The organism is Shouchella clausii (assembly GCF_002250115.1).
GTDB classification, from domain to species: Bacteria; Bacillota; Bacilli; order Bacillales; family Bacillaceae_D; genus Shouchella; species Shouchella clausii.
Genome location: NZ_CP019985.1, coordinates 1 through 26,226, shown reverse-complemented (window position 1 = coordinate 26,226; position 26,226 = coordinate 1). Strand labels below are relative to the sequence as shown.

29 protein-coding genes and 2 pseudogenes are annotated in these 26,226 nt (G+C 45.6%); 13 read left to right on the top strand and 18 right to left on the bottom strand.

The genetic code is table 11. From position 1 onward, the window contains the following. Nucleotides 1-100: 100 nt before the first annotated feature. Nucleotides 101-523 (bottom strand): thiol-disulfide oxidoreductase DCC family protein, encoded by a 423-nt coding sequence (locus BC8716_RS00140; RefSeq protein WP_094423420.1) that lies wholly within the window; start codon nt 521-523, stop codon nt 101-103. Between the two features lie 304 nt (nt 524-827). On the opposite strand from BC8716_RS00140, the gene BC8716_RS00135 reads away from it, so the two are divergent. Continuing rightward, nucleotides 828-1,343 carry a DinB family protein gene (locus BC8716_RS00135; RefSeq protein WP_094423419.1) on the top strand — a complete coding sequence of 172 codons (516 nt, stop codon included), beginning with the start codon at nt 828-830 and terminating at the stop codon, nt 1,341-1,343. Between the two features lie 130 nt (nt 1,344-1,473). Here the strand turns inward: BC8716_RS00135 and BC8716_RS00130 are convergent, their stop codons facing one another. After that, nucleotides 1,474-2,889, bottom strand: a complete 1,416-nt coding sequence (locus BC8716_RS00130; RefSeq protein WP_094423418.1) for an aminotransferase-like domain-containing protein — start codon at nt 2,887-2,889, stop codon at nt 1,474-1,476. 107 nt (nt 2,890-2,996) lie between these two features. Between BC8716_RS00130 and BC8716_RS00125 the strand changes: the two genes are divergently transcribed. Next, on the top strand, nt 2,997-3,629 hold the full coding sequence (locus tag BC8716_RS00125) for a LysE/ArgO family amino acid transporter (RefSeq protein WP_094423417.1): 633 nt from the start codon (nt 2,997-2,999) through the stop codon (nt 3,627-3,629). Nucleotides 3,630-3,669: 40 nt separating this feature from the next. Here the strand turns inward: BC8716_RS00125 and BC8716_RS00120 are convergent, their stop codons facing one another. Then, the gene (locus BC8716_RS00120; RefSeq protein ID WP_094423416.1) at nt 3,670-4,101 is read right to left on the bottom strand and encodes an Lrp/AsnC family transcriptional regulator; all 432 of its coding nucleotides are present in this window, start codon (nt 4,099-4,101) and stop codon (nt 3,670-3,672) included. A gap of 121 nt (nt 4,102-4,222) precedes the next feature. On the opposite strand from BC8716_RS00120, the gene BC8716_RS00115 reads away from it, so the two are divergent. After that, nucleotides 4,223-4,645: a carboxymuconolactone decarboxylase family protein gene (locus tag BC8716_RS00115; protein WP_094423415.1), complete on the top strand. Its 423-nt coding sequence runs from the start codon at nt 4,223-4,225 to the stop codon at nt 4,643-4,645. Nucleotides 4,646-4,794: 149 nt separating this feature from the next. On the opposite strand, the gene BC8716_RS00110 is transcribed toward BC8716_RS00115, so the two are convergent. From BC8716_RS00110 to BC8716_RS00085, 6 genes are all read right to left on the bottom strand, one after another. Beyond that, a complete protein-coding gene (locus tag BC8716_RS00110; RefSeq protein ID WP_094423414.1) occupies nt 4,795-6,198 on the bottom strand; it encodes a sensor histidine kinase in 1,404 nt (467 codons plus the stop codon). After that, nucleotides 6,189-6,851 (bottom strand): response regulator transcription factor, encoded by a 663-nt coding sequence (locus BC8716_RS00105; RefSeq protein WP_094423413.1) that lies wholly within the window; start codon nt 6,849-6,851, stop codon nt 6,189-6,191. Before BC8716_RS00105 ends, BC8716_RS00110 begins: the two co-directional genes overlap by 10 nt. Before the next feature lie 61 nt (nt 6,852-6,912). Then, nucleotides 6,913-7,674, bottom strand: coding sequence for a lantibiotic immunity ABC transporter MutG family permease subunit (locus BC8716_RS00100; protein WP_094423412.1), 762 nt, complete (start codon nt 7,672-7,674; stop codon nt 6,913-6,915). 4 nt (nt 7,675-7,678) lie between these two features. Further along, a complete protein-coding gene (locus BC8716_RS00095; RefSeq protein ID WP_094423411.1) occupies nt 7,679-8,434 on the bottom strand; it encodes a lantibiotic immunity ABC transporter MutE/EpiE family permease subunit in 756 nt (251 codons plus the stop codon). A 3-nt stretch (nt 8,435-8,437) separates the two neighbouring features. Then, nucleotides 8,438-9,130, bottom strand: a complete 693-nt coding sequence (locus BC8716_RS00090) for a lantibiotic protection ABC transporter ATP-binding protein (RefSeq protein WP_095238742.1) — start codon at nt 9,128-9,130, stop codon at nt 8,438-8,440. Between the two features lie 217 nt (nt 9,131-9,347). Beyond that, nucleotides 9,348-10,256 (bottom strand): AraC family transcriptional regulator, encoded by a 909-nt coding sequence (locus BC8716_RS00085; RefSeq protein ID WP_094423409.1) that lies wholly within the window; start codon nt 10,254-10,256, stop codon nt 9,348-9,350. Nucleotides 10,257-10,402: 146 nt separating this feature from the next. Between BC8716_RS00085 and BC8716_RS00080 the strand changes: the two genes are divergently transcribed. The 5 genes from BC8716_RS00080 to BC8716_RS00060 all read left to right on the top strand — a co-directional run bounded on the left by BC8716_RS00080 (nt 10,403) and on the right by BC8716_RS00060 (nt 15,802). After that, nucleotides 10,403-12,328, top strand: a complete 1,926-nt coding sequence (locus tag BC8716_RS00080) for a glycoside hydrolase family 127 protein (protein WP_094423408.1) — start codon at nt 10,403-10,405, stop codon at nt 12,326-12,328. A 25-nt stretch (nt 12,329-12,353) separates the two neighbouring features. Continuing rightward, entirely contained in the window at nt 12,354-13,712 is a 1,359-nt protein-coding gene (locus BC8716_RS00075) for an ABC transporter substrate-binding protein (RefSeq protein ID WP_094423407.1), read from the top strand. A 40-nt stretch (nt 13,713-13,752) separates the two neighbouring features. Beyond that, nucleotides 13,753-14,661, top strand: coding sequence for a carbohydrate ABC transporter permease (locus BC8716_RS00070; RefSeq protein WP_094429125.1), 909 nt, complete (start codon nt 13,753-13,755; stop codon nt 14,659-14,661). Then, entirely contained in the window at nt 14,661-15,488 is an 828-nt protein-coding gene (locus tag BC8716_RS00065; protein ID WP_169715890.1) for a carbohydrate ABC transporter permease, read from the top strand. The genes BC8716_RS00070 and BC8716_RS00065 overlap by 1 nt, the downstream gene beginning before the upstream one ends. 98 nt (nt 15,489-15,586) lie before the next feature. Continuing rightward, the gene (locus BC8716_RS00060) at nt 15,587-15,802 is read left to right on the top strand and encodes a hypothetical protein (protein ID WP_094423405.1); all 216 of its coding nucleotides are present in this window, start codon (nt 15,587-15,589) and stop codon (nt 15,800-15,802) included. 61 nt (nt 15,803-15,863) lie between these two features. Here the strand turns inward: BC8716_RS00060 and BC8716_RS00055 are convergent, their stop codons facing one another. After that, nucleotides 15,864-16,397 carry a GNAT family N-acetyltransferase gene (locus BC8716_RS00055; protein WP_094423404.1) on the bottom strand — a complete coding sequence of 178 codons (534 nt, stop codon included), beginning with the start codon at nt 16,395-16,397 and terminating at the stop codon, nt 15,864-15,866. 333 nt (nt 16,398-16,730) lie between these two features. On the opposite strand from BC8716_RS00055, the gene BC8716_RS00050 reads away from it, so the two are divergent. The 3 genes from BC8716_RS00050 (at nt 16,731) to BC8716_RS00040 (ending at nt 20,097) form a co-directional block, all read left to right on the top strand. Further along, nucleotides 16,731-17,138: a helix-turn-helix domain-containing protein gene (locus BC8716_RS00050; protein ID WP_094423403.1), complete on the top strand. Its 408-nt coding sequence runs from the start codon at nt 16,731-16,733 to the stop codon at nt 17,136-17,138. 102 nt (nt 17,139-17,240) lie between these two features. Further along, the gene (locus tag BC8716_RS00045; protein WP_094423402.1) at nt 17,241-18,299 is read left to right on the top strand and encodes a tetraprenyl-beta-curcumene synthase family protein; all 1,059 of its coding nucleotides are present in this window, start codon (nt 17,241-17,243) and stop codon (nt 18,297-18,299) included. Between the two features lie 196 nt (nt 18,300-18,495). Then, nucleotides 18,496-20,097: a glutathione ABC transporter substrate-binding protein gene (locus BC8716_RS00040; RefSeq protein ID WP_094423401.1), complete on the top strand. Its 1,602-nt coding sequence runs from the start codon at nt 18,496-18,498 to the stop codon at nt 20,095-20,097. 1 nt (nt 20,098) lies between these two features. Here BC8716_RS00040 and BC8716_RS22635 read toward each other — a convergent pair whose 3' ends face one another. Next, nucleotides 20,099-20,515 (bottom strand): LysR family transcriptional regulator substrate-binding protein, encoded by a 417-nt coding sequence (locus BC8716_RS22635; protein WP_257007986.1) that lies wholly within the window; start codon nt 20,513-20,515, stop codon nt 20,099-20,101. 10 nt (nt 20,516-20,525) lie between these two features. Beyond that, nucleotides 20,526-20,981, bottom strand: coding sequence for a LysR family transcriptional regulator (locus BC8716_RS22630; protein ID WP_257253900.1), 456 nt, complete (start codon nt 20,979-20,981; stop codon nt 20,526-20,528). Between the two features lie 97 nt (nt 20,982-21,078). Between BC8716_RS22630 and BC8716_RS00030 the strand changes: the two genes are divergently transcribed. Both BC8716_RS00030 and BC8716_RS22940 read left to right on the top strand, forming a co-directional pair. Beyond that, nucleotides 21,079-22,023, top strand: a complete 945-nt coding sequence (locus BC8716_RS00030) for a 3-phosphoshikimate 1-carboxyvinyltransferase (protein WP_367576747.1) — start codon at nt 21,079-21,081, stop codon at nt 22,021-22,023. A gap of 20 nt (nt 22,024-22,043) precedes the next feature. Then, nucleotides 22,044-22,418 carry a carboxyvinyltransferase gene (locus BC8716_RS22940; RefSeq protein ID WP_367576745.1) on the top strand — a complete coding sequence of 125 codons (375 nt, stop codon included), beginning with the start codon at nt 22,044-22,046 and terminating at the stop codon, nt 22,416-22,418. Nucleotides 22,419-22,638: 220 nt separating this feature from the next. Here BC8716_RS22940 and BC8716_RS22625 read toward each other — a convergent pair whose 3' ends face one another. The 6 genes and pseudogenes from BC8716_RS22625 to BC8716_RS00005 all read right to left on the bottom strand — a co-directional run bounded on the left by BC8716_RS22625 (nt 22,639) and on the right by BC8716_RS00005 (nt 26,159). After that, nucleotides 22,639-22,920, bottom strand: a complete 282-nt coding sequence (locus BC8716_RS22625) for a bile acid:sodium symporter family protein (RefSeq protein ID WP_257392273.1) — start codon at nt 22,918-22,920, stop codon at nt 22,639-22,641. Further along, a pseudogene (locus tag BC8716_RS22620) lies at nt 22,917-23,446 on the bottom strand (bile acid:sodium symporter family protein). The gene BC8716_RS22625 and the pseudogene BC8716_RS22620 overlap by 4 nt, the downstream one beginning before the upstream one ends. Before the next feature lie 152 nt (nt 23,447-23,598). Continuing rightward, a pseudogene (locus BC8716_RS00020) lies at nt 23,599-24,983 on the bottom strand (FAD-binding oxidoreductase). Nucleotides 24,984-25,183: 200 nt separating this feature from the next. Further along, nucleotides 25,184-25,570: an ATP-binding protein gene (locus tag BC8716_RS00015; protein ID WP_169715889.1), complete on the bottom strand. Its 387-nt coding sequence runs from the start codon at nt 25,568-25,570 to the stop codon at nt 25,184-25,186. Nucleotides 25,571-25,677: 107 nt separating this feature from the next. Then, the gene (locus tag BC8716_RS22210) at nt 25,678-25,818 is read right to left on the bottom strand and encodes a histidine kinase dimerization/phospho-acceptor domain-containing protein (protein ID WP_157730314.1); all 141 of its coding nucleotides are present in this window, start codon (nt 25,816-25,818) and stop codon (nt 25,678-25,680) included. Nucleotides 25,819-25,850: 32 nt separating this feature from the next. After that, complete coding sequence (locus BC8716_RS00005; protein WP_257392272.1) at nt 25,851-26,159, bottom strand: PAS domain S-box protein; 309 nt, start codon at nt 26,157-26,159, stop codon at nt 25,851-25,853. Nucleotides 26,160-26,226 lie beyond the last annotated feature (67 nt).

Here is a 26,226-nt window from a genome sequence, read left to right as displayed (position 1 = left end):
TCCTATTTCAGGAATTGTTTTCTATTTGAGATGATAAGTGGTGTTTTCACAAAAAAACCGCAACGTCTAGCTCATACACGGCTCCCTTTTTGCGCCACCATCAATCTAAAAAGCGCGTTTTTATTTCAGGGGAGGGGATCATGCATTGCTCTCGTTTGCCGAAGAAGCGGTAACGGTTTCGCGCAAACCAGCGGTAAGCGGGGTCGCGAATGAAGGGAGGGACAAGAATAAGTACATAGAGAATTTTCCATAGTCCGGTTAGTTTTTTGCAAATTCGTAGGACTGCGGTTGATTCGGTTACATACTGCTCTCCTTCAATCAACACGATTGAACGTAGGTTTTTGTCGGAAATGCCTAGTGTGGAGAAATAAGATTCCGCTACCGGCGACTGCAAAGAGGCAAACAAAAAATAACCGTTCTTGTCATGGTTGACAATAAACTGGACTGAATGGTTGCATACATTGCACACGCCATCAAATAGAATAACGGCATGTTTCTTCGGATCGTAAAAAGTAGGACCCATTTAGACCACGCCTTTTTTATGTGTTGGTTTTAGTTTCTTACGTTTGCAAAATCGGTCTTTAAACGCATTAAATGAGGTCATGCCGCGTTTTTTAATCGCGCAGCTACTTGTCCATCTCGGTGCACGCCCGTAATGGCTGCCTTGTCAAAAACGCATTTTTTAAATAGGCGGTGTTTGCTGCGGTGAACGTCTGTACGTCCATTTTACCACAAAATAGCAAAAAGGCGATCGTTCCTTGCCTCAAGCAGGAAAGTAGATTTTTGTGACTATACTCGGTACGCTGACAAGTAGGGGAGGGATTGCTTTGCATTATCATTTACATAGACAAACAGAGATGGAGCCGCGCGTGAATATGCTCTTTTCGATGGTGGAGGAGAATTACGAGCGACTTCGGGGGCTTTTGGAAAAGGTGTCGGAAGAAGAGCTTTTCTATAAAGGGCCTGGCCAAGCATACAATAGCATTGGCCAGCTGTTGAAGCATTTGGCTTTTGTTGATTTGCAGTGGAATTACCGAATCAAGGAAGAACCTCTTCCTGTCGAGCTAGAAAAAGCATATGGGCCAGAACTTGATGCAACAGGGAAGCTGCCTGCCGTTGAGAGCGGCTCGACCATCGTCGATGTGCTCGATGCTTACGACGTCGTGTTCCAATCTTTTAAAGAGACGTGTAAAACGCTTAAGGATGAAGAGCTGGATAAGATCATTCCATACAACGATCATACAGCGACAATCGGTTGGGGCATTTGGCATATGGCTGACCATAGTCGTTACCATCAAGCCCATATTGTATTGATGCGAAAATGGTTTCGGCAGCGTCAGTGATTGAAGCGGCTCACACAGTAATGCCCCTTTTTGTTAGCGCATTTAAAGGGGTTTGGCTAATTGTATGTGCCCCCTAAGGCGAACAGTTGGTTTGCTTTAGGGGGCTTTTTGTCTATTTACTGATGTCCTATCAAGTCGTCATCGCTTTGACTGCTTGCGCCAACAAATCGATTCCTTTCTCCAACTCTGGAAGTGAAGCGTAAGCAAACGAAAGCCGCAAATGGTGGTGGTTGTTTCGATCATATAAGTAGCCTGGATGAATAAGGACTCCTTTTTGTAATAGTTTTAAAAAGAGTGCTTTCGTCACCAGCGGTTGATGGAAGCGGAGCCAGATGTAAAACCCTCCCTTAGGCTTTTGCCAAACGGCTATGTTGTGAAAATGTTTGGCAAGCAATGCTTCCATGAAAGTGGCCCGTTGCTGTAGGTTTTCCCGTAGTTGCCGCATGTGGGCTTCATGATGAGGCGAAGCGAGCCAAGTGGCAGCGAGTAGCTGGGAAAAGCCGCTGGCCCCATAATCAAACTGCATTTTTATGTCCGCTAGCCTATCGACGACTGGTTCTGGGGCAACCACCCAACCGATTCTTAATCCAGGGCTGACCGTTTTTGAAAGGCTGCCAAGATATAAGACATTTCCTGCTGTGTCAAACGATTTCATCGCCGGGGGGATGGTGGAAAAAGCGAGCTCATTATACACATCGTCTTCCACAATCGGGATTTGCAAATTTGTCCAATGTTGGTAGAGGTCATGTCTATCTGCCTCCGTCAATATCGTCCCTGACGGATTGTTTAGCGTCGGGATCGTATAAAACAATCCGTGCTTCTGTGACTTGCTGTACGTCATGTTTTCGGCGCCAGAATGAAGGCGAGAAAGGCGCATGCCCGCTGATTGGAACAAATGCAACGACTCGATGTAAGAGGGCGCCTCGTAGTAAATCGTGGAATGCTGTGGCAACAATCCTAGTGAGATGAGCTGGAGTGCTTGGAGCGCGCCGGAGACGATAAGAATGCAGTCTGGGGATGTCTGGATGCCTCTTTTTTGCAAATGGGCGGCTACTGCATGTCTAAGCGCTTTGTGCCCTTTAGGCTCTGAATACCCGATTGTCCGCGGCTCAAGCGAAATCGATTGCCACACTTCTTCCAATTGTTTTGTCGGAAGGAGGCTAGGCGATAATTCCCCTGTGCCCAGGCGGATGATCTCTTTTGTTTCATATTCATTAATAAGCTGGATCGTCTGCAAGTTAGGCTGGTGAATGCCTGCTCGTATCCGTTCTTTCCAGTGATATTGACGGGGGAAGAGTGTTTGCCAGCTATTGTGGGCTACATACGTGCCTGACCCTGTTTTGCTTTCGAGCCATCCTTCTGCTTTTAACTCATCGAGGACATCGATGATCGTTGAGCGGTTGACCCCTAATTGCTCGGCTAATTTTCGTTGAGGAGGAAGCTTTGTTCCTGGTGGCCATTCGCCTTGGTAAATGCGGTCAAGCATCCGTGTATAAATTTGTTCAAAAAGGGTTGTTTGGCTGTGTCGGTCTAGTTGAATTTCCATGGTGTAATCCCTTCAAAATTGGTTGGGTCTTTTCCCAGCCAATTGGTGGTGTTGTTTTTATTAAACCACAGCTAAGGTAAGAGAGGAAGAGCAAAATCAATAAAAGGATGAAGGCAATGGGAATCGCTTTTTTACATGGCATGATTTTATCAATTGGGCTCATATTGCCCCTCGGTCCACAAAATTTGTTCATTTTTAATCAAGGAGCGACACATAAAAAGCTGTTAAACGCAATGCCAGCTGTCATAACGGCATCATTATGCGATACGGCTCTCATTTTGCTTGCTGTCATGGGTGTGTCGGCAGCGGTGCTTGCTATTCCTGGACTGCAAGTGTTCTTGCTCGTTTGCGGGTTTATCTTTTTGCTATGGATCGGACAATCGATTTGGCGGGCAAAACCGGAACATGCCAGTGCCGTAGACGAAACGTTGTCAATGAAAAAGCAAGTGTTATTTGCTCTGTCCGTGTCAGTTTTAAATCCTCACGCGGTATTGGATACAATTGGCGTAATAGGCACGAGTTCGCTTCGCTATGAAAGTTTAAGTGAAAAAGCGATATTTGCGCTAGCATGCATTGCTGTTTCTTGGCTCGCTTTCTTTTTGCTTGCAGCTGGTGGGAAAACGGTGCGGGCGATCGATAAGAGAGGTACATGGCTTGTGCGCGTCAACAAAGTCTCGGCCATTTGCATTTGGGCGATGGCGCTGCTTATTGGCGCCCAACTCGTGCAAATCATTTTTTAAGGAAGAACGCTATGTTAGGAGGCTAGCAGCTTTATAGTGGCTAGCCTTCCAGCGAGCAATCGACTTGCGAGAAAATAAAATGAGTTACAGTTGACGCGTACGGGCTTGCAGAATCAATAAATGCTTCGGCGTCGGCAAAGCTTGCAAATTGCAGTTTGAGCAAATAACAAGCTTTGCCTGCGACGCGGTAACAAAATTCTACGTTCGGCAACGTTTGGATATAATGTTTGAACGCATCGTAGCGTCCATGTTTAATCGATGCTTCGACAATGCATTGGATCGGCAAGCCTAATTTCTCATAATCGACTTCAATCGTATATTTTTTGATCAATCCAAACGATTCCATTCGTTTTACCCGTTCTGCCACCGATGGTGAAGACAAATTGACGCGCCGCCCGAGTTCTGCCATCGACAAGCGGCTGTTTTGCTTTAAAAGCTTTAATAGACTTCTGTCGGTATCGTCCATTTTCATTTTAATGTATTTCCTTTTTATGATTTCGATTTATAAAGTGAAAACAATAAATTCATTACGTTTCCTATGTTTATCAGAATGATCACTTTATATAATGGAATTGTACAAAGGAGGCAGACAAATGGCAAGAATTGAGAAATCACCTATCGGCCAAACGCCATTCCAACAGTTGCTTGGCCATAATCCAAATATTTTAGAAGCATGGGGAAATTTGGCCACCCAACTAGAGCGGGAAGGAAGTCTTAGCGTGGAGCTAAAAGAGCAAGTTAGAAGAACACTTGCCCAAGGAAACGGCTGTGCTTATTGCAAGGCGAAAGGAGAGCCAGATCAGCACCACGTTGACGAGAAGACGGTGTTGGCGACTGGTTTTGCCGACGTTTTCCTTAAGAACAGAGATGCGATTGATGATAAGCTGTTCCAACTGTTGAGAGAGCAGTTTTCTACAAAAGAAATAAGTGAGCTTTGTGCGTTTATTGCCTTTACTACCGCCCAGCAATATTATGGCGCGATGATGGGGTTGGAGGCAGAGTCGCCAAATAGCTAGGAAAGCACATCGGAAGAAAGTGGGCCGAAGGCAGTCCAGGCGTGATGCCATGACCGGGAATGCCTCGGTTCCTAAAAAGCACGGTTACGCTACCGGAGGAAAAGGTTATTCGTGCCCCCATCGGTAGCGACCATATCCTCTAAGAAAGACTATTCCATTTTCATCCCTTCGTTCCAGTTCTCGGCTGTGATCGGAATCGCTACATGAACGGAACCCCCTCCTGAAGCGGCATTCTCAATCGAGAGGCTGCCATTATGAAGCTTGGCAACATTGGAAGCGAAAGTAAGGCCAATGCCGTAATGGTTGTTTGGATGTCTGCTTTTCTCTTCCATAAAAAAGAGCTCTGTCGCCCGCTTTAATGCTTCAGCAGAAAACCCTTTGCCGGTGTCCGTCACAGTAAAGTGGAAAGTCGTTGGCGTGCAGGCTGCCTCAATGAAAATAGATCCTTGTTCAGGTGTGTAATCAATCGCATTGGTGACAATGTTTAGCAAAGCACGATGGAGAAGATGTTTGTCGACTTCAGCTGCCGTTAACTCGTTTTTTTGGCAGACGATTTTAACGTTTTTGCTTCCTTTATAGGCTGAAGCGTCCGCCAACAACACTTCAATGAATGGCGCTAAGTCGGTTTTACGTAATGTCAGCGGCAAAGATCCGTCTGTATGGGACAAGTGGATCAATTGGGAAATGTATTGCTCGATTTTATGGACCGCGTTTAAAATATAGTGCGTATACGCCGACTGTTCTTCTTGTTGTCCGCTCAAGCTTAATAATTCTGCATTCCCTTTAATGACCGTTACCGGGATTTTAAGGTCATGGGCGAGGGCACCAATTTGTTCGCCTTTGGCTTTTTCCATATGCCACTGCGTGTTCAATGAATGCTGGAGGGACTGTTTCATTTCCAGCAGGGAGTCAATGATCTCATCAAATTCCTTGATTTTGGAAAACTCAGGAATAAAATCGAGATTTTGCTCTTGAATCTGTTTCGTTATCGAATGGAGTTTTTTAAACTGTTTTTTCATCCTGTTGGCAAAGTGTGTCGTTACAGCAAAAGCGGTCGCAATAAGCAGGATGACGAGCAGGGCGATGCTCGTTAGTTCATAGTTCGGCAAATACTGCCGCAAGAAAGGGGAACGGAATTCCGCTCGCAATGGGTATTCGATGACGCCAATTTCATCGGGCCGTTCAACAACCATATAGCCAGTTTGGCGAATATGGTTTGTATAGGGCTCATTGGCAAGCATGCTTTGTACAGTTTGTAAACTCTTGTCCGATAGCGTTCCTTTTGTTTTGACGTTTAATTCTTTATCAAAAATGGCGTAAGACATCATCTCAGGGATCATGTTTTCTGTCACTTGTTCCACTGTTTCTAATAACGGCCTCAGCTGTTCAGCTTCACGTTCATAGTGATTAGCTGGGTAAACAAAGCCTGCATTTAATGCGATGATATGAAGCAACAAGTAGAGGGCGGCCACCATTGTTAGGCTAACGCCTAATGTCATCATATAAAAAATCAGTTCCCGTCGCAGCGTCTTGTTTCGATTGCCTATTCCCATTTGTATCCGATTCCCCAAACTGTTTTAATCGGGTCGACTTCGTGTTCTTTGCATTTTTTGCGGATGGTGCGGATAAATTCAGTAATCGTGCCATGCAAGGCATTGCCGTCTAACCCGTAAATTTCATCGTAAATTTGGTCCCTTGAAAATGTGCGTCCTTTGTTTTGCGCCAAAAAGGCGCAAATTTTATATTCGTTTTTTGTCAAGTTTAGCTTTTGGTTGTTAATATACACTTCTTTATTGTCAAAGTCGAAGACAAACCCTGAGATCACCCGTTTAGTATGGTGTTTTTCCCGGTTTTCTCGGCGCAAATGGGCGTTTACTCTAGCGCTGAGTTCTCGTATGCTAAACGGTTTTGAAATATAGTCGTCCCCACCGCTTGTAAACCCTTCTACGACTGCGGTTTCCTCTGCCTTCGCTGTTAAAAACAGAATTGGGCAATCAACAATAGGCCGGATTTTTTCGCATAACTCAAACCCATTGATATGGGGCATCATCACATCGAGCAAAATTAGGTCGTAACCAGCAAAATCGTTAAGAGCGACTTTGTCTGCTTGGGCGATCGTATCGACTTTATGTCCATCACGCTGCAAAATATTTTCGATAAGCACAAGAATGTCTTGTTCGTCATCGACTGCAAGAATGTTTGCCATCTGTTAACCATTCCTTATTAAACGTTCTTTTTACTTATGGATGAGAGAAGCGTCAAAAATCTTATTCTGACGCCTTTTTTCCTTCCCAACGATGAAACCACATACTGCTTATAACCGTTACGAATAGTATAACAGATGCGACGATCATGAACCCAATACGCATTTCTTGTTGAAGAAATGATAAGAAAGCGGGTTCCATTTGTTCAAACTCGACGATCCCCGCATACCCGGATAACCGTATCCCCCAAGCCCAAGGGTTGTATTGCCACCAAGCATCGCCTAGCCCTGTGCCCATAAGCGCTGTCATTAGCAAGCCAGCGACGCCAAACAAAGCAGACGCACCGATTCCAAACAAACAACTAACAAAAAAATAGAAAAAATAAAGAACAACGCTTGTGGCAACTAGCCATGCTCCGCCAATTAAAAAAGGCAGAAGTGGTAGTTCGGCATTTGATAAGAGGAAACCTAGCGACAATAAACCGATCGCCAAAAAGATGGAAACGCCGTTTAGCAAAATAAGAAATGTCATTTTGCTAAAATACGGAATGAGTTTCGGTAATGGAGCGCCGACAATATTTTGGAAGTGCCCCGCTCGTTCTTCTTGAGAAACAGTCAGACCGCACACAAGGGCAACGACAAAAGGCAAGGCAATCGCTAATGGCGTCATAAACAACTCATAGATATGAGCGCCCTCGAGTTCCCGGGCGTGGAAATAAAGCAGGCATACCGCTGAATACAGCAGTGGAGCAAGTAAATGGAGCCACATAAAAGCAGTGCGTTTCGTTTTAAGAACGTCGGCATATAAACATCGTAGCAGTTGCACGCCTTTATGCCACCTCCTGTTTCGACTTCTGCACAACAGCAAAAGCGAAAGACTTTTGAGAGATCATAAGCAATGCTGCGAACAACAATAAAGAAAGTATGATAGCGATCGGGATGACTGTCATGCTAAGCAATGGGTCGCCCTCTTCAAGGGGCAAGCCATTTGGGTGGATGCCAATCGTTGGGCTCATTGCTCGGATCGGCCAGCTCCACGGGCATGCCCACCAGTAAGCTTTCGAGGCGGCGATAATGCCTAATACTAGGCAGCCAAAAAGGTTAATGATCAAGGAAAACGCAAAGCCGAATTTTTTGGCAAGCATGAGACAAAACGGAATTTGCCATAATGTTGTCGCCCACAGTAAGAAACAAGCAGCGATAACAGGGAAAGGACCAACTGGAAAAATGGACACAACCGCTTCGATCAGAAACATGACCACAAGAAAAATCAGTTGTGAAGCAAGGGAATAAAGGGCAATAACGCTTGCTTTCGCTAGCCAAACGAGCCGCAAATCGACAGGGGCTGAATAAATGCCGTTGTAGTTGGATGCCTGCTTTTCCCGGACGTGAACCAAAGCACAAAACAAAGCAATCATCATCGGCATAAACATGATCGACCACCAATTGAAGGTGAGATACACAAAGTATTCCATGTTCATAATAAAAGAAAAAGCAACTGTTAAGAGTGGGACGATGCCAATCATTTTTCGCGCAAATGTTCTTTTTAGCTTTAAGTTTTCAGCTTTCATGTATGAGATGAACATTGTTTATTTCCTCCTGTTTGTTTTTACAACTTCCATAAACAGCCTTTCTAAGTCATCTTCGCCTTTGATGCTGTCTTGGTAGCCGAGGCGCCCTTCGCTTATGATGCCAATGTGGTCTGCCATTAATTGGACTTCCGACAAAATGTGGCTTGATAAAATGACGGTCATGCCCTTTTGCGGAAAAGACGTAATCAGCTCCCTTAATTCTTGGATGCCAAGTGGGTCCAATCCGTTCGTCGGCTCGTCAAGGATGAGCAATTTCGGCTGATTCAAAAGAGCAATGGCAATGCCGAGCCTTTGTTTCATTCCCATCGAAAATTGGCCAGCTTTTTTCTTGCCAGTATAAGTTAAATCGACGGTATGGAGGACTTCCTCGATTCGTTGTGTAGGAAGCCCGCGCAATAAGGCATGTACTTTCACATTTTCAAATGCTGTTAAATTGCCATAAAGGGGCGGGGCTTCAATCAGAGAACCAATGTCTTTTAACATAGACCGGTTCCAACTGCGGCCGTCAAATAAAATCTCCCCAGAACTGGGGCGTAAAATGCCCGTTAACATTTTTAGCGTTGTTGATTTTCCTGCACCATTAGGGCCAAGCAACCCATAGATGCTGTTTTTTGGTACGCGTAATGACACGTCTGCTACAGCAGCCTGTTTGCCAAAGCGTTTGCTCAGTTGTTTCGTCTCTAACATCATTGTGCTCACAAAGACCTCTCCTTTTCCATGTCATCGTTAACTGAAATAAGGATAGCGGATAATTATCAATAATTAATCAAGAAATGGGGAAATGTAGGTTCCGTAATGCCGTCATTTGGCGAGTGGAAATTTGGGAAGCGCGAAGTGTTTTTTGAAGTCGGCCATGCCCGTGAGAAGAGTTACTGGGCGTGAAGAAAGGAGAAAGGCGCGTTCATGCCTACTCCTTTAAATTTGTTAAATGGATTCGGTAAAACGCTTTGCGGAATGCAGTCGGCGTCATGCCTTCTGTTTTTTTGAAGAGGCGCATAAAATATTTTTCGTCTTGGATGCCAACGTCAGCAGCGACTTCTTTAATCGTGCGTCTCGTCCGCGATAAGATGTCTTTTGCTTTTGTCATTTTGACAAGTATAATGTATTTTTGCAAAGACATGCCAATATGCTGTTTAAACTGCCTCGTTAAATAGTCTGGGTTGTAATTAAACTGGTCGGAGACACGCTTAACGGTAAGAGGTTGGTTCGCGTATACCCGAATCCATTCCATAATGTGGGATAAATCGCGTTGGAGGCTCGTTTTCGTAAGAGGCGAAGCATAAGAGGCAATCAGTTGTTCTGATAATTCAATTAGCAATGACGTCATAATATAACTGGCGCCTAAATGGGTGCGGCAACCTCCTTGGGCAAGGTCTGTTAGTTGATTAAACAAAATATTCAGCCTTTCGATTGCTGGTGGCTTGAAAAACGTCGGTATAAAAATGAATGAAGCAAGGATATGGCTGTACGGTTCTTGCCGAAAGCGCATAATCTGTTCGTCCATTTGTTTTTTGTCTAGATACGTTGCACGATGATTGTCTAAATTAAAGTGAAACCAATAGTAGGACAAGCCAGGCTTAGACGGTTTGATCCCCCTATGTTTAATGCCTTTTTTTAAAAGCAACGTATGGCCAGGACCGACTTCGTATAAATGGCCTTCTTGCTCAATGAACAAAGAGCCGCGAATGCCGATCAACAATACATAGCTGTCCAGCGTGCGGGTAGGATGGCAAAAGGGCTTCATTGTTTCGACTCGCCCGGCCGATGCGTAACGAACGGGTTCTAGCGCATGAATCATTAAATAGTCGCTTTCCATGGATAAGTCCGCCTCCCCGTATTTTTTTCCATCGTACGAAAGAAGGGCGGAAAAGTCCACCTTTTCTTATTTCCTCGCTACCGACAGCAAAAACAAGGCTTGGTATGATCATTTTTGAAAGGGCTTACAACAAAAGGAGGATGACAATGCTTGAACAACGCAATCGCCATATACGCGTAACCGATGATTTTTGGGGGCGTTATATTGACGTAGTAAAGGAAAAGGTGATTCCTTACCAATGGGCAGCATTGCATGATGATATAGAAGGGGCGGCGCCGAGCCATGCGATTGAAAACTTAAAAATCGCTGCTGGCGAAGCGGAGGGCGAATTTCATGGCTTTGTTTTCCAAGACAGTGATGTGGCTAAATGGATTGAAGCGGCCGCTTATGCACTTGCCGAAAGGCCTGATCCTAAGCTGGAGCAACGCTGTGATGAACTCATTGCGCTCATTAGCCGTGCCCAACAACCGGATGGCTACTTAAATACGCATTATACGATCAAAGCGCCGACAAAAAGGTGGACCAATTTGCGCGACAATCACGAACTTTATGTAGCTGGGCATTTGATCGAGGCGGCAGTTGCTTATTATGAAACGACAGGAAAACAGGCGCTTTTGGATGTGGTGTGCAAGTTTGCCGATTTAATTGACCAAGTGTTTGGTCCTGAACCTGGGAAATTTAGAGGCTATGACGGCCATCAAGAAATCGAGCTTGCGTTATTAAAATTGTATCGCGTTAAAGGAGAACCACGCTATTTGCGGTTGGCGCAATTTTTTATAGAAGAACGGGGAAAGGAGCCCCACTTTTTTGACGAGGAAGCAAAAAAACGAGGCGAGGACGGAACGTTTTGGTACCGCGGTCGATACAAGTATTCACAATCACACCTACCTGTACGGCAGCAACAAGAAGCAACGGGCCACGCCGTTCGCGCCGTTTATATGTACACCGCTATGGCGGATTTAGCGAATGAAACAGATGATGAGCAGTTGGCGAAAGTGTGCCGAACGCTTTGGGACAATGTGACCAACCAGCAAATGTATATTACAGGCGGCATCGGCTCGGCAGAGTTTGGCGAAGCATTTACATTTGCTTATGACTTGCCAAATGATTTGGCTTATACAGAAACATGCGCTTCGATCGGGCTAGTTTTTTGGGCCAAAAAAATGCTGGAACTTGAAGCAGACAGCCGCTATGGCGATGTCATGGAACGGGCGCTCTATAATGGCACCATCAGCGGCATCCAGCTTGATGGGACGAAGTTTTTCTACGTGAATCCCCTTGAAGTGTGGCCACAAGCTGCCAAGCACCGCCACGATTTAAAGCATGTCAAAACAGAGCGCCAACCGTGGTTCGGCTGTGCATGCTGCCCGCCAAATATAGCGAGGCTGCTGGCTTCTATTGGCCAATACATTTATACAACGAAAAATCAAACTGGATTTATCCACCTTTACATCAGAAACGAATCGACGCTCACAATCGGTTCAGGTGAAGTGACACTGAAAATGAAGTCTTCCTTTCCATGGCAGGGAGAGGTGGGACTGGAAGTGAACCCAGACACGAGCAGGCCATTTACGCTTGCCTTCCGTATTCCAAACTGGGCAAGCGATTATCAACTCACTGTCAACGGCCACTTTGTCGATGTGGAAGTCCGCAACGGCTACGCTTACGTGGAGCGGACTTGGCAAAAAGGCGACCATCTTTCGATCGAGTTTCCGCTGGAAACGAAAGTGATCCATGCCCATCCACAGGTAAGAGCCAACGCTGGCAAAATTGCGCTGCAACGGGGACCTATCGTGTTTTGTGCGGAAGAAGCAGACAACGGCAGCAACTTGCAAAGTGTCGCAATCCGCTGCCAGGAAAACATCGACGCGTCCTTTGCTAATGATCGCTTAAATGGCGTGATCGTGCTCAAGGGAAAAGGCGTTCGTACAGTCACAGCCAATGCAAACGAGTCTCTCTATTTGCCTAAAGAGGCGTTGCAAACAGAAGAAGTGACATTGCAGTTCATCCCTTATTATGCCTGGGCAAACCGCGGCGAAGGCGAGATGGCTGTTTGGCTGCGCCATATATAGCTTTTGAAAGGAGGAGGAAAGGCCAATGAAAGGTCTGTTAAAGGACGCCTGTCATGTTGTCACGCTTCTAGCCGCCTTTAGTTGTTCCGGCTGCCTGTTTGCTTCTGTCGGCACCAATGACCCAGTAGAGCTGCGTTTTACCTACTGGGGTGGGCCGCTAGAGCGAGAAGCAGTTGAAACATTAATTGCCACATTTAATAACGAGCATCCAGGGATTCAAGTGAGGGCACAGCTTGTCCCGATTAATAGCTATGTGGAGAAAATGAATGTGATGGCTGCATCGAAAACACTTCCCGACGTAGGCTATTTTCCAGAGGGCAGCTTGTACCCGTGGGTGGAAAACGGCATGCTTCGCGATTTGACGCCATTGTTGACAGGAGACGAAGCAAACGAAAAGCTCGATTATACGCTATATCAGTTTCATGATGGGCCGATTGCTGGGGGCAGCGTCGCGAATGAAGTGATAAACATTTATTACAACAAACAATTGTTTGCAGAAGCGGGAGTAGAACTGCCGCCGACAAAAGCAGAAGAGGCATGGAGCTGGGATGAATTTGTCGAAGTCGCCAAAATGCTTACTGTAGATCGGAACGGACGGAGGGCGAATGAGCCTGGCTTTGATGAGAACCGGATTGAAACATACGGCGTCAGCAATTTTACGGGGTGGATCGACTCTTTCTTATTCAGCAACGGCGGCGGTTTTGTTGATGAAACAGGCAAACAGTTGTTGATCGATCAACCTGAATCAATAGAAGTGCTGCAGCACGTTGCCGACTTAATGTATGTGCATCATGTGATGCCAAAGCCGTCGGATTTATCAACCGTTCCAGCGACAGACACGGCGCTTTTAACAAAGCGTGTCGCTATGGCTGTTGACGGCCAATGGGCGATGCAGGAGCTTGGCCGGGCGAGTGTTAAGGACGGCTTGGACTTTGGCATCGGCGTACTGCCGTATTTTGAACAACCGGCAACGACTAATTATGGGACGCCGATTGTCGCCTTTGAGACAGGGAAGGAAGGCGAGCATAGGCAAGCAGTCGATACGTTTTTAACATACATCATGGATCCAGAAAATGTACTAATGCTTATTCATGAAGGGCTGTGGATGCCAAACGAAACAGCCTGGTACGAGGATCGTGAAAAAATAGAGCGTTGGATCGACACGCCGATTCATCCACCTGAATACGAAGAGGCAGTGGTCGACTGGGCTAAAGACTACGTTGTCCAAAACCCGAATTATTTTTGGGATGATCGGCAAAAAGCAGGCGACATCATTTCACCTGCCTTAGACCAGCTATGGCTAAACAACAAAACAGCAGAGGAAGTCGTACTTGATGACATTATGCCAAGGATGAAACGCCAGTTTGGCGACAAATATGAGTAGGGAGGGGGCAAATGTGGACATTGAACCGCTGAAACCGTCGATGGGGGCTAGGAAAAAAACGACTCGGTTTGCGAGAAAAGAGCATCTTGCTGGCTATCTGTTTACGCTGCCGGCGATTTTAGGCTTGCTCGTTTGGACAATTGGCCCGATTGTTGCCAGCTTGGTTTTGAGCTTTACCGATTACCAAGTGATCGCGGACACAATCAATTGGATTGGGTTCGACAATTATATAACCATTTTCACAGAAGATCTTTATTTTAAGCAAGCACTTGTCGTTACGTTGTATTTTGCGTTTGCCAGCACTGCCGCCACACTCGTCGCTGCCTTGTTGATCGCTCTGCTTATGAACATGAAGATAAAAGGGCAAGGGCTGTGGCGGACGCTCTTTTATTTGCCTGTACTTGTGCCAGCAGTGGCAGCAAACATTTTATGGATGTGGTTGTTTAATCCAGAATTTGGCCTGCTCAATGGCATTCTCCGCTTCTTTGGGCTCCCTGCCTCTATGTGGATCTATGACGAGGCATCGGTTATCCCGTCGCTGATTTTGTTAAGCATATGGGGCTGTGGCGGCGCTGCGCTCATTTTTCTAGCCGGTTTGCAAGAAATCCCGAAAGACCAATTGGAAGCAGTCGAGTTGGATGGCGGAAATGCTTGGCACCAGTTCCGCTTTGTGACAATCCCTACTATTTCGCCAATCATTTTCTTCAATTTGATTATGGGACTAATCGGCGCATTTCAAACGTTTAACCAAGCCTATATTATGACAGAGGGAGGGCCCAATAACGCAAGTTTGTTTTATGTGTATTTAATTTATCGAGAAGCATTTGTCCACAGTAATATGGGGTATGCCAGCGCATTAGCGTGGATTTTGTTCCTTGTTGTCTCGTTGTTCACGGTGTTGATTTTTAGATGGGGCAAAGGCTGGGTTTTCTACGGAGGTGGCAAATAATGCGAAGCCGAGGCTGGAAAATCATCGCTTATTGCCTGTTGCTTTTCGGAGCGGCTCTGTCGTTGCTGCCATTTTTCTGGATGGTACGAAGTGCGCTCATGACCTCTTCTGAAATTTTCCAATTTCCGCCGAAAATGTTGCCGGATCATTGGCTATGGGGAAATTTTATTGAAATTTTTGAAGTGGTTGAATTCGGCTTGTATTTGAAAAATACACTGTTTATCCTGATTCCTGTCCTAATCGGGACAGTGTTGACAAGTTGCATGTGCGGTTTTGGTTTTGCACGCCTTCAATTTCCAGGGAAAAATATCTGGTTTACACTCATTATTGCCACGATGATGCTTCCACCTGCCGTCACATTAATCCCAACCTTTATGCTTTGGACGGAGCTTGGCGCTATTAATACGTATTGGCCTCTTGTGTTTCCAAGCTTTTTTGGCGGTGGTGGCTTCTTCATCTTTTTAATGAGGCAATTTTTTATGAGTATTCCCCGGGAATTAGACGAAGCGGCATTAATCGATGGCGCCAATTATGTGCAAATTTTTGTTTTTGTGCTCCTGCCCCTTGTCAAGCCTGCGCTACTAGTTGTTGCCTTTTTCACTTTCACGAATGTGTGGAATGACTTTTTCGGCCCATTGATTTACTTAAATGACGAATCATTGTTTACACTGGCACTCGGTCTTTTGCAGCTCCAAGGCACGTATACATCGGACTGGAATTTAATTATGGCTGCGGCGACTGTCATGACGTTGCCGGCGATTCTTGTCTTCTTTCTTGGGCAAAAATATTTTGTTGAAGGTGTTACGCTAACTGGCATCAAAGGATAGAAAAGGAAAATGATCAACGAATTAGAGGAGCCTTGGCAACTATGTCGAAGTCCGTAAACGGGCGTTTCACAAAAAAGTCCGCAAAGGGATGAATCACAATGGTTCGACATCATCTTTACTTTCTAAGTGCAGCGGTTTGTCTGGCAGTTGCCGTTGGCTCATTCTTTCTGCTTGAAAATCCGCTCTCATTCGCTGTCATTTTTGGCGGGTTGTGTATACTCAACATCGTTAGAGGCCGTTATCATTACCGAAGCGCGAGAAAACAAAATAACGCTTCGGCAACGAAGACGCTAAAAGGAAAAGAGCGGGCTTAAGCCCGCTCTCGGACTGTAGACAAACGATGTCGTTGTTTGCCTCAGTCTCAGAGTGGACTAGTTAAGCCCACTCTTCCTTTAATAAACTAAACAAATAAAGGTCAATATACCGGCCTTTTGCCTTTTCATACTGTCGCAAAAGCCCTTCATTTTGAAAACCGATTTTCTCTAACAAGCCAATCGAGGCGCTGTTTTCTGGTTCGACTTTTGCTTCAATCCGATTTAATGCAAATGAAGCAAAGCCGACTTCCACCAATTTCATGAGCGCTTCCTTCATATAACCATGGCCCCAATAACGTTCCCCTAATTCATACCCAATTTCGCCTCTGTCATTGTCAGCATCAAGCTGGTTAAAGCCGCAAGTGCCAATCAGATCGCCTGTTTCAGCGAGAAAAATCGAATATCGGTTTCCTTTCTTTTCTTTGCTTAGCTGTGCAAACATCTTAATAATGTCTTCTGCTTGTGTGACATCCGTTAACGGAATGATATTCATAAATTTTGTGACCGCCGGCGTTGACCAAATGGTGAACAGCTCGGGGGCATCTTCGTCTGCCAATTCCCGAAGGTAGAGGCGGTTTGTTTTCAATGAGTTCATTATGCCTAGCAGCTCCTTTAGTTGAAAAATAGTCTTAGAAAAGGCAACTTAGGCTATCTGGCATCGTTCACCTCGCTTTTTGTTCTTTTACAGTATAGCGCAGTCAGAAGGAGCGAGCAAACCCAATAGGAAGTTTGGAAAGTAGAAAAATAGCTGATAAAAAATCGAAAACGATGTTTTATGATCAACTGTTGAACACGGATTTATATATGCATAATCCGCTATGTAAAACGGCTGTAAACAGGTTTTCAACCGATCGTTGTCATTGGTAAACGGCAAGTAGCGTACACGATGATGTTATATTTGCTATCATAGGGAGAGAGGTGAGCAAACATGCATTCTTTTGGAAGCAAACTGAAACAGCTCCGTGAAGAACAAGGATTTTCTCAAGAACAATTGGCGAAAGAATTGAACGTTTCCAGGCAAGCCGTGTGGAAATGGGAGACAGACAAAGGTTTGCCAGACATTCAAAATATTGTCCGTCTAAGTGAATTATTCGACGTTACGACTGATTATTTATTAAAGGAGAGCGAGCTAATAGCGGAACCCACTCCGACTAGGAAGTGGAACAGCGAAGAAGACATTGGCTTTTATTTAGGAATGATTCTGATTTTAGTTGGCGGTTTGGCATTTGAAGGGAGCACTTCATGGATTTTGATATCAATAGGGTTAGTCTTCCTCGTCTTTTTTGACGAACTGCTCATTTCAATAAAGCGTTTCTTTTCTAATCGTGACAATTAAATGAGAATAAATGAGAGTGAGTGCTTCTGAGAGGAATTGCTTCCTTTGATATGGTAAAGTTAAAGCAGCGGACTTTCTTGCCTTGTTGAAGGAGGAATACATATGGGCACAGTGCCTGCCAACCCATTTAAAATTATACAACTAGCTTTTAAGGAAACCGTGCCAAAAGCGCATGCCGAGCTGCAGAAATGGCATCAAGAAGCATTAAAAATCGAGGATGTCGAAATCCGGGAGCAAGCCGCTTGGACGGTCAATGATAAAACGTTTCATTGTGAAGGCGGCAGCATTTTTGCATTGCTGGCAGGAGAAAATAAGGACAACCATATTCAATTTTTAGTTGCCTACCAAACGATTTGTGATTATCTTGATACACTTTGTGACAAAAATGATGCCCATGATCCAAATGATTTCCGTTCCATCCATCAAGCACTTTTAGACTGTTTGACGCCTGACAAACCGTATGGCGATTATTATCAGTATCGTGATCGCTTCGAAGACAACGGGTATTTGCGGAAATTGGTCGATGCTTGCCGGGAAGCGACTGCTTCTTTTCCTGGATTTGCGGACATGCAAACGCATATGCAGGAAGTATCCCAGTTTTACATTGACTTTCAAGTATACAAGCATGTCGAGGAAGAAAAACGTGAGCCGTTATTAAAGGATTTTTATGAACGCAACAAACATTTTGCCCCGACGATGCGTTGGTATGAATTTGCTTGCGGAACAGCCTCTACCCTTGCCTTATACTGTATGGCCGCTTATGCTGCTGCCCCTGTACAGACTGCTCAAGGCCAGCAAATAAAAGAGGCGTATTTTCCTTGGGTACAAGGCGTCCATATTCTGCTCGATTATTTTATTGACCAAGAAGAAGACCGCCAAGAAAACGAAATGAATTTTGTCGCTTATTATCGGGACAGCAAAGAAATGTTCGAGCGTTTTAAATACATTGATGAGAAGGCGACAGAAAAGCTGCAAATGCTTCCCGATAAAAAATTCCATTTGCTGTTGAAAACAGGGCTGTACGCGTTGTATTTATCAGATAAAAAAGTGATGAGCCATCCTCGTTTGAAAGCAGAAGCAAAACAATTAATCAAACTAGGCGGTTTTCCAGCAAGCTTGTTTTATTACAACCGTTGGATTTTTAAACGTAAAATTTCATAACTAGGGCGCAAAAGGGTCGATATAGTCGACAAAATCCCAGACTGATAGAAAACGCTTGTCGGCCAGGGCGCTAAAAGCGCTCTGGTGTTGTTGCCGATGCCAGAAATGATGGCTTTCACCAAACCCTCTTATAAAAAGTCTAGTAATCTTATGGGAGATTAAGTATAATAGGGGAAACAACAAAAGAGGTGACATCATGTTTAAGAAAAACGCTTTATGGTTAGCGGTTGCAGCTTCTGCCATGCTTGTCGTTACTGCGTGCTCAAACGACCCTGAACAAGCAGAAAATACAAGCGATGAGGCGGAAAACAGCGCAAGCGGGGCCGAGCTAACGATTGATTTGTCGTCTGATCCTGTTTCTCTCGACCCCCATGGGGCAAATGATGGGAATTCATTATATGTAATGGGGACTCTTTACAATAAGTTGGTTGAGTTTGATGAAAACAATGAGATTCAACCAAGCTTGGCGACAAGCCTTGAACAAATAGAAGATGATGTCTGGGAAGCAAAGTTGCGTGAAGACGTGACATTCCACGACGGCAGTGAATTTAATGCTGAAGTTGTTAAAGCCAACTTGGACCGTGTTCGCGACCCAGATCTAGGTTCCCCTGTTGCGTTTTTGTTTGATAAAATCACCGATGTCGAAGTCATCGATGAGTACACGGTTCATATCCATACAGACGGCCCATTTTCGCCGCTTCCTTCCCATTTAGCCCATCCAGCTGGTGGAATGATTAGCAAAGAAGCGATTGATGCTGATTATGAAGCAATCGAAAACGGCGAACCTGCTTTTTCATACGTAGATGCACATCCGATCGGCACTGGTTTTTTTGAATTGGACAGCCGTACATCAGGCGAATCGGTCTCTGTAACCCGGAATGAAGATTACTGGGACAAGGACAACCTTGCCAAAGCAAGCGGAATTACTTTTAAAACGGTTCCAGAGGAAGCAACGCGAATTGCTGAGTTGCAAGGCGATGTAGCGGATCTTATTTACCCTGTTAACCCGAGCAGCATTTCGGAAATCGAGTCTGCCGAAAACACGACTGTGAAACAATCTCCAAGCTCGAACTTGACTTATCTAGGCTTTAACACTGAAGTTGAACCGTTTACTGATAAGCGAGTACGCCAAGCCATTAGTATGGCGATTGACAAAGACAGCATTATTAACGGCTTATTGGACGGTGTTGCTGAACCGGCGATTGGGCCACTTGCGCCTACTGTTACAGGTTACAGCCAAAACATCGATACGTTCGAATATGACCAAGAAGAAGCGCGGCAGCTACTGGAAGAAGCAGGCTATGAAGACGGTTTTGATGCGACATTAACTGTAAACAGCAGCACTGCCTCATTAGTTGATTTGGCTACCTACTTGCAAGCCCAACTTGAAGAAATTGGCATAAACGTTTCCATTAATCCGGTTGAGAGTGCTACTTATCTGGAAATGACCGGTGATGGCGAGACGGAAATGTTTATCGGCACGTGGGGAACCGTAACCGTCGATGCCGATTATGGCTTGTATCCGATGTTCCATTCATCCAACTTTGGCGCCCCTGGCAACAGAACGTTCTTTGCCAATGAGCAATTAGACGATTTGCTAGAGCAAGCGCGTAAAGAGACGGATGAACAGAAGCGTTTGGCCCTTTATGAAGAAGCGCAAAATGTGTTGGCCGAAGAAGCGCCAGTCGTCAATTTGTACCACTCTGTGTTATTGGCCGGCATGGGCGATGACATTGAAGGGTTCTGGCAATATCCAGCAAGTATTTTCTATTTACGTGATACGGAAAAAGTCGAGTAATTTAATCGGCAAGTAAATGGTTAAAAAAGCGGCGCGCTGCGATTGACAGTGGCGCTGCTTTTTTTGTGATGAGCGCGATTTCCCTAGTGGGGATGGCTATATCGACTGGGATTTCGACTAACTCGCTTCGCTCAAGTTCCTTTTCGATCAGCTCTTTAGCAACAAAGCCAATTCCCATGCCAAGCTTGGCGCACTCAATTAGCAGTTCAATGCTTCCGACTTCCAACTCTGGAGAAAACGTTTGCCCCTGTTGTTGGAATAAATGCTCAAGAAAAGAGCGAGTACTGCTCCCTGCTGAAAAAGAGACAAGCGGGTAGCGGGTTAGCTCCGCTAATGAATGGGTACCGTCATGAAGCGTTTTGTATGTTGGACTAGTACAAAAAAGGCAAGTCGTCGTTTTAAAAGGGGTTATTTCCATGTCCTTCTCGTTAATAGGCAAGTGCACAATCCCTATGTCGATTTCGCCCTTGCTCTAGTTTTTTCATAATGTCTGGCGTCGAGCCATGCTGGAACTTAATGTCAAGCTTCGGCCAACGTTTCAAAAAAGAGGGAACCCGTGGCAACAGATAATGTTTGCAAATCGAGTCGCTGCTAGCAATGGTAATCGAGCCACTTTCAAGCGCTTTCAATGATTGGAGGTGCCGTTCTCCTGTTTCAATGTGGGCAAATGCTTGCTTGATGTACGAGTAAAGCACTTTGCCTTCATTTGTTAAAAAGACCCCTTTTGAGTGCCTAACAAAGAGCGACACGCCTAGTTGCGTTTCCAATTGTTTAATGGCGTGGCTGACACTAGGCTGTGTAATAAATAGGGAGGAAGCGGCTTTGCTAAAGTTTTGCTCTTTAGCCGTTGTATAAAAAATGCGGTAATGCTCTAAATTTGTCATAAATATCACCTATGTCATCGATTAATAATATTGATTTCATTTATATCACTTCTGTCATTAAAATAAAAGGAAGAACGAATACAAAGGAGATTGGAGCATGGTTCAGTTTGATTCACAAGCACGTAGCCCTTGGACGCCTTTAGCAGGGGTGGAGCGCCTCCGTTTAACGCCGAGCCAAAAGAGAATAAACGCTTCGTTAGAAGTGCCTGGAAGCAAGAGTGCAACAAATCGCGCATTGCTGTTGGCAGCAGCTGCGTCAGGCACTTCTACATTAAGGAATGCGTTAAAAAGCGACGACACGTATTGGTGCATCGATGCGCTTACAAAAACAGGGGTAAAAATTGCGGTAGATGGAAGCGATATGACTGTCTATGGGAGAGGAGGGGTGTTTCATTCTGGCTCCCTTTATATTGGTTCAGCTGGAACAGCAGGACGTTTTTTGCCTGGAATGTTGGCGGCTGCAACGGGAAACTGGCATGTGGAAGCGAGCCAAAGCATGAACAAACGCCCCATTGCTCCCTTGGTAGAAACATTACAGGCATTAGGGGCAGGCATTCAGTATGGCGACCGTAGGGGCCATTATCCCCTTTCCATCTCCGGTGAAGGGTTGAACGGGGGAAAAGTGAACATGAGCGGCCAGCTGTCCAGCCAATTTATAAGCGGCTGTTTATTGGCGGCTCCATTGGCGAAAGAACCTGTCTCGATCACTGTTGAAGGCGGCATTGTCCAACAGGCGTATGTGCGAATCACAATCGACTTGATGGCAGCTTTTGGGGTCGAAGTGAAAGCAGCGCCTGATTTAAGCTTGCTTGAAGTGAACCCTTCTCCTTATGTCGCAAACGACATCGCGATTGAAGCCGATGCCTCAACGGCTTGTTACTTTCTTGCCCTTGCCGCCATCACAGCAGGGAAAATCCGTATACGCCATTTTTCGACGAAAACAAGCCAGCCAGATATTCTGTTTGTCTCCATCCTTAAACGAATGGGATGCAACTTTGAAATCGGACCATCGTTTGTTGAAGTAGAAGGGCCCCTCGTTTAAAAGGCGGGTTTTCCGTTAATATGAATGAATTATCCGATCAAGCCTTAACGCTTGCCGCGATCGCTCCTTTTGCTGACGGTCCAATTGCCATTGAAGGAGTTGGCCACATCCGACACCATGAATGTGATCGCATTCGCGCAATTTGTACAGAGTTAAGCCGCTTAGGTATCCGTGTCGAGGAAAGACATGATGGATTAATGGTTTATCCAGGCCAGCCGACGCCAACCGTTGTAAACACATACGATGACCACCGCATGGCGATGGCGCTCGCTCTGATTGGCGCAAGAGTAGATAAAATCGAACTAGACGATCCTGGCTGCGTTGCCAAAACATGCCCCTCTTATTTTTCCATGCTTGCCCAAACAGGAATAGGGGTAAAAACCGTTTCTTCTTAAGCAGCCAACTCATGGAAAAACCCACCCTCAGACTGATAGAAAACGCTTGTCAGACGAGGAGTGCTGGCGAGGGAAGATGCGAATAGAACGGGGGTTCATGAGCAGCGGTTTTCTTGCGCATGAAACGACAGTTTCAAAGCATATGACCGAGGCAAACGACGAAGTATGCGAGCGTTTGTCTACAGTCTGAAACCCGCCGTATGTTGCGGCGGGTTATTTGTCAAGAAGCTCTTTTTTTATTTAGTGATGTGGCCTCTGGTGGCAGTGGCCGTTTTGACCAGTATGTGGCAAGGATAGGCCCAGAAATGTTGTGCCAAGCAGCGGCGAGTACACTTGGTATGGCAGCCAATGGTGTAAAATGGGCAGTTGCTAAGGCGACGCCTAGACCGGAATTTTGCATGCCAACTTCAATTGAAATCGCACGACGCTGGCTAGCCGGCAAACGGAAAGCGAGAGCTGCTATAAAGCCTAGTGCGAGGCCGGCGGCATTATGGAGCATCACGGCAACAAAGCAATCAAGCCTGCTTGGATCAAGCTGCCAGTGTTGGCGGCAACCACTGCTGATAAGATCGCGAGAATGGCAAGCACAGAGACAAGAGGCATCGCCACAGATGTTTTTGCTGCGATTTTTGGCAAGAAACGGTTAATCAATAACCCGGCGATAACGGGAATGACAATGACTTGAACAATCATCGTAAACATGTCGACGAAATTGACTGGCAGCCATTGTCCAGCTAACAAATAAAGCAAAGCCGGTGTAGCGATTGGCGCCAATAACGTTGACATTGACGTCATTGTAATTGAAAGGGGTAAATCGCCTTTTGCCAAATAAACCATGACGTTGGACGCTGTGCCCCCAGGGACTGAACCAAGCAGCACAAGGCCAGCCGCGAGTTCTGGCGGCAATTGCAGCAAATAAGCAATCGCGAAGCGGTAAAGGGCATGATCGTAAATTGGAACACAAGGCCAAGCAAAACAGGGAGTGGGCGTGTGGCAACAAGCTTAAAGTCAACTGGCTTCAACGTCATTCCCATCCCTAGCATGACGATGCCTAGCAAAATTGGTACATAGCCATTAATCGGGATAAAAACTTCTGGAACAAGAAAAGCAGTGATAGCCGCTACAATAACAAGCAGTGCAAAATATTTTCCGGCAAAAGAACTAAGCGATTCAATCCACTTCATACAACATCCTCCGTCTTTGTGTACAACAATTTATTAGGGTTCATTCGATTTCAGGGTCAAGGGCGCGTTTGATCGATTGCATTACACCAAGCGCTGGTCCGTGTTCTTGTGCTTGGTATTTCAGTTTGCCGATGCCTACGCCATGCTCGCCTGTGCAAGTGCCACCGCGGGCAAGTGCATCATTGACATCGCTTCATTTAAGCGGCTAGCCGCTTCGATCTCATCAGCGTTAGCCGGGTCAATCATTAGCAAAACGTGGTAATTGCCATCGCCAACGGACCAATGATGCCTCCTTCAAAAGGAGAGCAAGTGACCGCATTTCGAGCTGTGCGAATCGCGTCTGCCAATTGTGAAATGGGGACGCATACATCTGTCACCATCAGCTTTCGTCCAGGGGCGCTATGCACGTAAGCATATGCCAAGTTATGCCGCGCTTCCCATAGCTTGTTGCGTGCCGCTGTATCGGTTTCGAAAGCAAAGGCTTCGCAACCGTAGTCGGCCACCATTTCTTTTGTAAATGCCACGTCTTGTTTGAGCCCTGCTTCATTGCCATGAAATTCAAGAAATAGTGTCGGCTTTTGGCTGTAATCAGTATCGCTAAAGGCATTGACTTTAGCAATGGAAGGTTCATCTACTAACTCGACGCGGCAATCGGGAATTCCAGCTTGGTAAAATCGCGACAACAGCGGCTACTGCGTCGTCTAATGTCCGAAAGGCCGCAGCGCCCAGCTACAATATGTTCAGGAATGCCGTGGACACGTAACGTCAATTCTGTAAAGCAGCCAAGAGTGCCTTCTGATCCTACAAACAATCCGTTTAAATGGTAGCCTGATGATGACTTGGCTGCAGATTGCCAGTGCGGATCATCGTCCCGTCAGCTAAAAACGACTTCCAAGTCACGGACTTGATCCCGCATAATGCCGTACCGCACAGAAGTTGTGCCGCTGGCATTGGTGGCAGCCATGCCGCCAAGTGTCGCGTTTGGCCAGGATCGGACTGGAAAAAATAATCCATATTTCTTTAATTCCTGATTGAGCTGAGAACGGGTTACCCCTGGCTGAACCGTTACAAGGAAATCTTTTCTTTTACAGCAATAATGTTATTCATTTCTGAAAAATCGATTGAGATGCCGCCTTCATACGGAATCGCATGGCCTTCTAACTTGTGCCGAGGCCAAATGAATAGATAGGGCGCGGAAAAATGATTTAGCTATCTGTATAATGGCTTGTACATCTTCTGTACATGTGGGATATGCGACCACTTCAGGTTGGCTTGGCGTATGGTAGGATTCGTCCTTGCTATGAAGCGCAAGGGCTGTTTCGTTAATTGTCACTTTTTGAGTCCCTAAATGGGCTTGCAATGCCTTGGCCAACTCAGACATGCATCATCCCCCTTTTCTGTTCGAATGTTGCGACGTTTTGAAAGCCAAAACGATTCGTCTAATAATGGCAGATTATATCACGTTACGGTGGCCCTGTATAGATAAAAAAACCTGCTGTTATCAGCAGGCTACTGAGTGATGCTGCCAGACAAAGAGCAGCTTGAAGCCGTGTCTCCAACCTTTGTTTCTTAAGACTTGGTTTATTGTACTTTCGGCAAAGTAATGAAGACCGTTGTACCAGTTCCTAGCTCACTCTTATACTGAATCGAACCATGGTGGGCATCAACAATCTTATGGCTGATCGTTAGCCCAAGCCCTGTTCCCCGTTCTTTTTGCGAATAAAAAGGTTCGCCGAGTCTTTCAATTCGGTCGCCACTAATGCCGCAGCCATTGTCTTCCACAGCCACGCATATTTGTGTGCGGCTAGGGAATGCTCGTACAACAATCGCGCTCGCCCCTGATTCTGCTGCATTTTTTACGACGTTAATAAACAGTTGTTTTAACTGGTTAGGGTCGCACTCAAGAGATAGCTCTTCTTCAGCTTGAAGGCATAGAGTCGCCCCATTAAGTTGTGCATCTGTATCCATTAACTGAACGACGTCCCCTAAGACTTGGCGAAGGTTGCATCTTTGGAAGACTACTCCTTGGGGCCGTGACAAAACGAGCAATTCGCTCGCAATCGTATTAATGCGCTCTAATTCATCGAGCATAATCCGATGAAGGGGATTATTTTCCTTGCTTTCATCCTGGAAAGTTGGACAAACCCTCTAAGGGATGTAAGTGGGTTGCGGATTTCATGTGCAATCCCAGCTGCTAACTCGCCAACGACAGCCAACTTTTCCGTCGTACGGAGCTTTTCTTCTGTTTCTAATATTTTGTAATATTGGTGGCGTAACCTGTAATGCCAACCAATTCATTATCGATGATGATCGGAACCGATGCACAGTTGACAATGACACGATCACCATAGCGGTGGTTAATACGGACTTGGTTGCATTGGTGTGCTCTCCGTGTCAATTTGACTTGCTCTAATTTCCAGCGCAAGCGCTCATGGTCATCTGGTTGGACGTAAGTGAGGATTGATTTGCCGAGCGCATCCTCTTGTTTATAACCAGTTACTTGCATAAATTTATCATTTAAATCCACAATGTTCCCGTGCAAATCAATTCTGTACACAAGTTCAGGATTATGGTCGAATAAAGCTTTGTAACGCAGCTCGCTTTCTGCAAGTCGTTTCTCTGCT

What these genes read in the sequence shown, in the direction of transcription:
- BC8716_RS00050 (WP_094423403.1), top strand. Translation starts at nt 16,731, where the DNA reads ATGCATTCTTTTGGAAGCAAACTGAAACAGCTCCGTGAAGAACAAGGA.
- BC8716_RS00080 (WP_094423408.1), top strand. Translation starts at nt 10,403, where the DNA reads ATGCTTGAACAACGCAATCGCCATATACGCGTAACCGATGATTTTTGG.
- BC8716_RS22940 (WP_367576745.1), top strand. Translation starts at nt 22,044, where the DNA reads ATGAATGAATTATCCGATCAAGCCTTAACGCTTGCCGCGATCGCTCCT.
- BC8716_RS22630 (WP_257253900.1), bottom strand. Translation starts at nt 20,981, where the DNA reads ATGACAAATTTAGAGCATTACCGCATTTTTTATACAACGGCTAAAGAG.
- BC8716_RS00085 (WP_094423409.1), bottom strand. Translation starts at nt 10,256, where the DNA reads ATGGAAAGCGACTATTTAATGATTCATGCGCTAGAACCCGTTCGTTAC.
- BC8716_RS00060 (WP_094423405.1), top strand. Translation starts at nt 15,587, where the DNA reads ATGGTTCGACATCATCTTTACTTTCTAAGTGCAGCGGTTTGTCTGGCA.
- BC8716_RS00120 (WP_094423416.1), bottom strand. Translation starts at nt 4,101, where the DNA reads ATGAAAATGGACGATACCGACAGAAGTCTATTAAAGCTTTTAAAGCAA.
- BC8716_RS00055 (WP_094423404.1), bottom strand. Translation starts at nt 16,397, where the DNA reads ATGAACTCATTGAAAACAAACCGCCTCTACCTTCGGGAATTGGCAGAC.
- BC8716_RS00075 (WP_094423407.1), top strand. Translation starts at nt 12,354, where the DNA reads ATGAAAGGTCTGTTAAAGGACGCCTGTCATGTTGTCACGCTTCTAGCC.
- BC8716_RS00090 (WP_095238742.1), bottom strand. Translation starts at nt 9,130, where the DNA reads ATGATGTTAGAGACGAAACAACTGAGCAAACGCTTTGGCAAACAGGCT.
- BC8716_RS00110 (WP_094423414.1), bottom strand. Translation starts at nt 6,198, where the DNA reads ATGGGAATAGGCAATCGAAACAAGACGCTGCGACGGGAACTGATTTTT.
- BC8716_RS00095 (WP_094423411.1), bottom strand. Translation starts at nt 8,434, where the DNA reads ATGTTCATCTCATACATGAAAGCTGAAAACTTAAAGCTAAAAAGAACA.
- BC8716_RS00030 (WP_367576747.1), top strand. Translation starts at nt 21,079, where the DNA reads ATGGTTCAGTTTGATTCACAAGCACGTAGCCCTTGGACGCCTTTAGCA.
- BC8716_RS00065 (WP_169715890.1), top strand. Translation starts at nt 14,661, where the DNA reads ATGCGAAGCCGAGGCTGGAAAATCATCGCTTATTGCCTGTTGCTTTTC.
- BC8716_RS00070 (WP_094429125.1), top strand. Translation starts at nt 13,753, where the DNA reads ATGGGGGCTAGGAAAAAAACGACTCGGTTTGCGAGAAAAGAGCATCTT.
- BC8716_RS00125 (WP_094423417.1), top strand. Translation starts at nt 2,997, where the DNA reads ATGAAGGCAATGGGAATCGCTTTTTTACATGGCATGATTTTATCAATT.
- BC8716_RS00045 (WP_094423402.1), top strand. Translation starts at nt 17,241, where the DNA reads ATGGGCACAGTGCCTGCCAACCCATTTAAAATTATACAACTAGCTTTT.
- BC8716_RS00130 (WP_094423418.1), bottom strand. Translation starts at nt 2,889, where the DNA reads ATGGAAATTCAACTAGACCGACACAGCCAAACAACCCTTTTTGAACAA.
- BC8716_RS22635 (WP_257007986.1), bottom strand. Translation starts at nt 20,515, where the DNA reads ATGGAAATAACCCCTTTTAAAACGACGACTTGCCTTTTTTGTACTAGT.
- BC8716_RS00115 (WP_094423415.1), top strand. Translation starts at nt 4,223, where the DNA reads ATGGCAAGAATTGAGAAATCACCTATCGGCCAAACGCCATTCCAACAG.
- BC8716_RS00140 (WP_094423420.1), bottom strand. Translation starts at nt 523, where the DNA reads ATGGGTCCTACTTTTTACGATCCGAAGAAACATGCCGTTATTCTATTT.
- BC8716_RS00015 (WP_169715889.1), bottom strand. Translation starts at nt 25,570, where the DNA reads ATGGATACAGATGCACAACTTAATGGGGCGACTCTATGCCTTCAAGCT.
- BC8716_RS00040 (WP_094423401.1), top strand. Translation starts at nt 18,496, where the DNA reads ATGTTTAAGAAAAACGCTTTATGGTTAGCGGTTGCAGCTTCTGCCATG.
- BC8716_RS00105 (WP_094423413.1), bottom strand. Translation starts at nt 6,851, where the DNA reads ATGGCAAACATTCTTGCAGTCGATGACGAACAAGACATTCTTGTGCTT.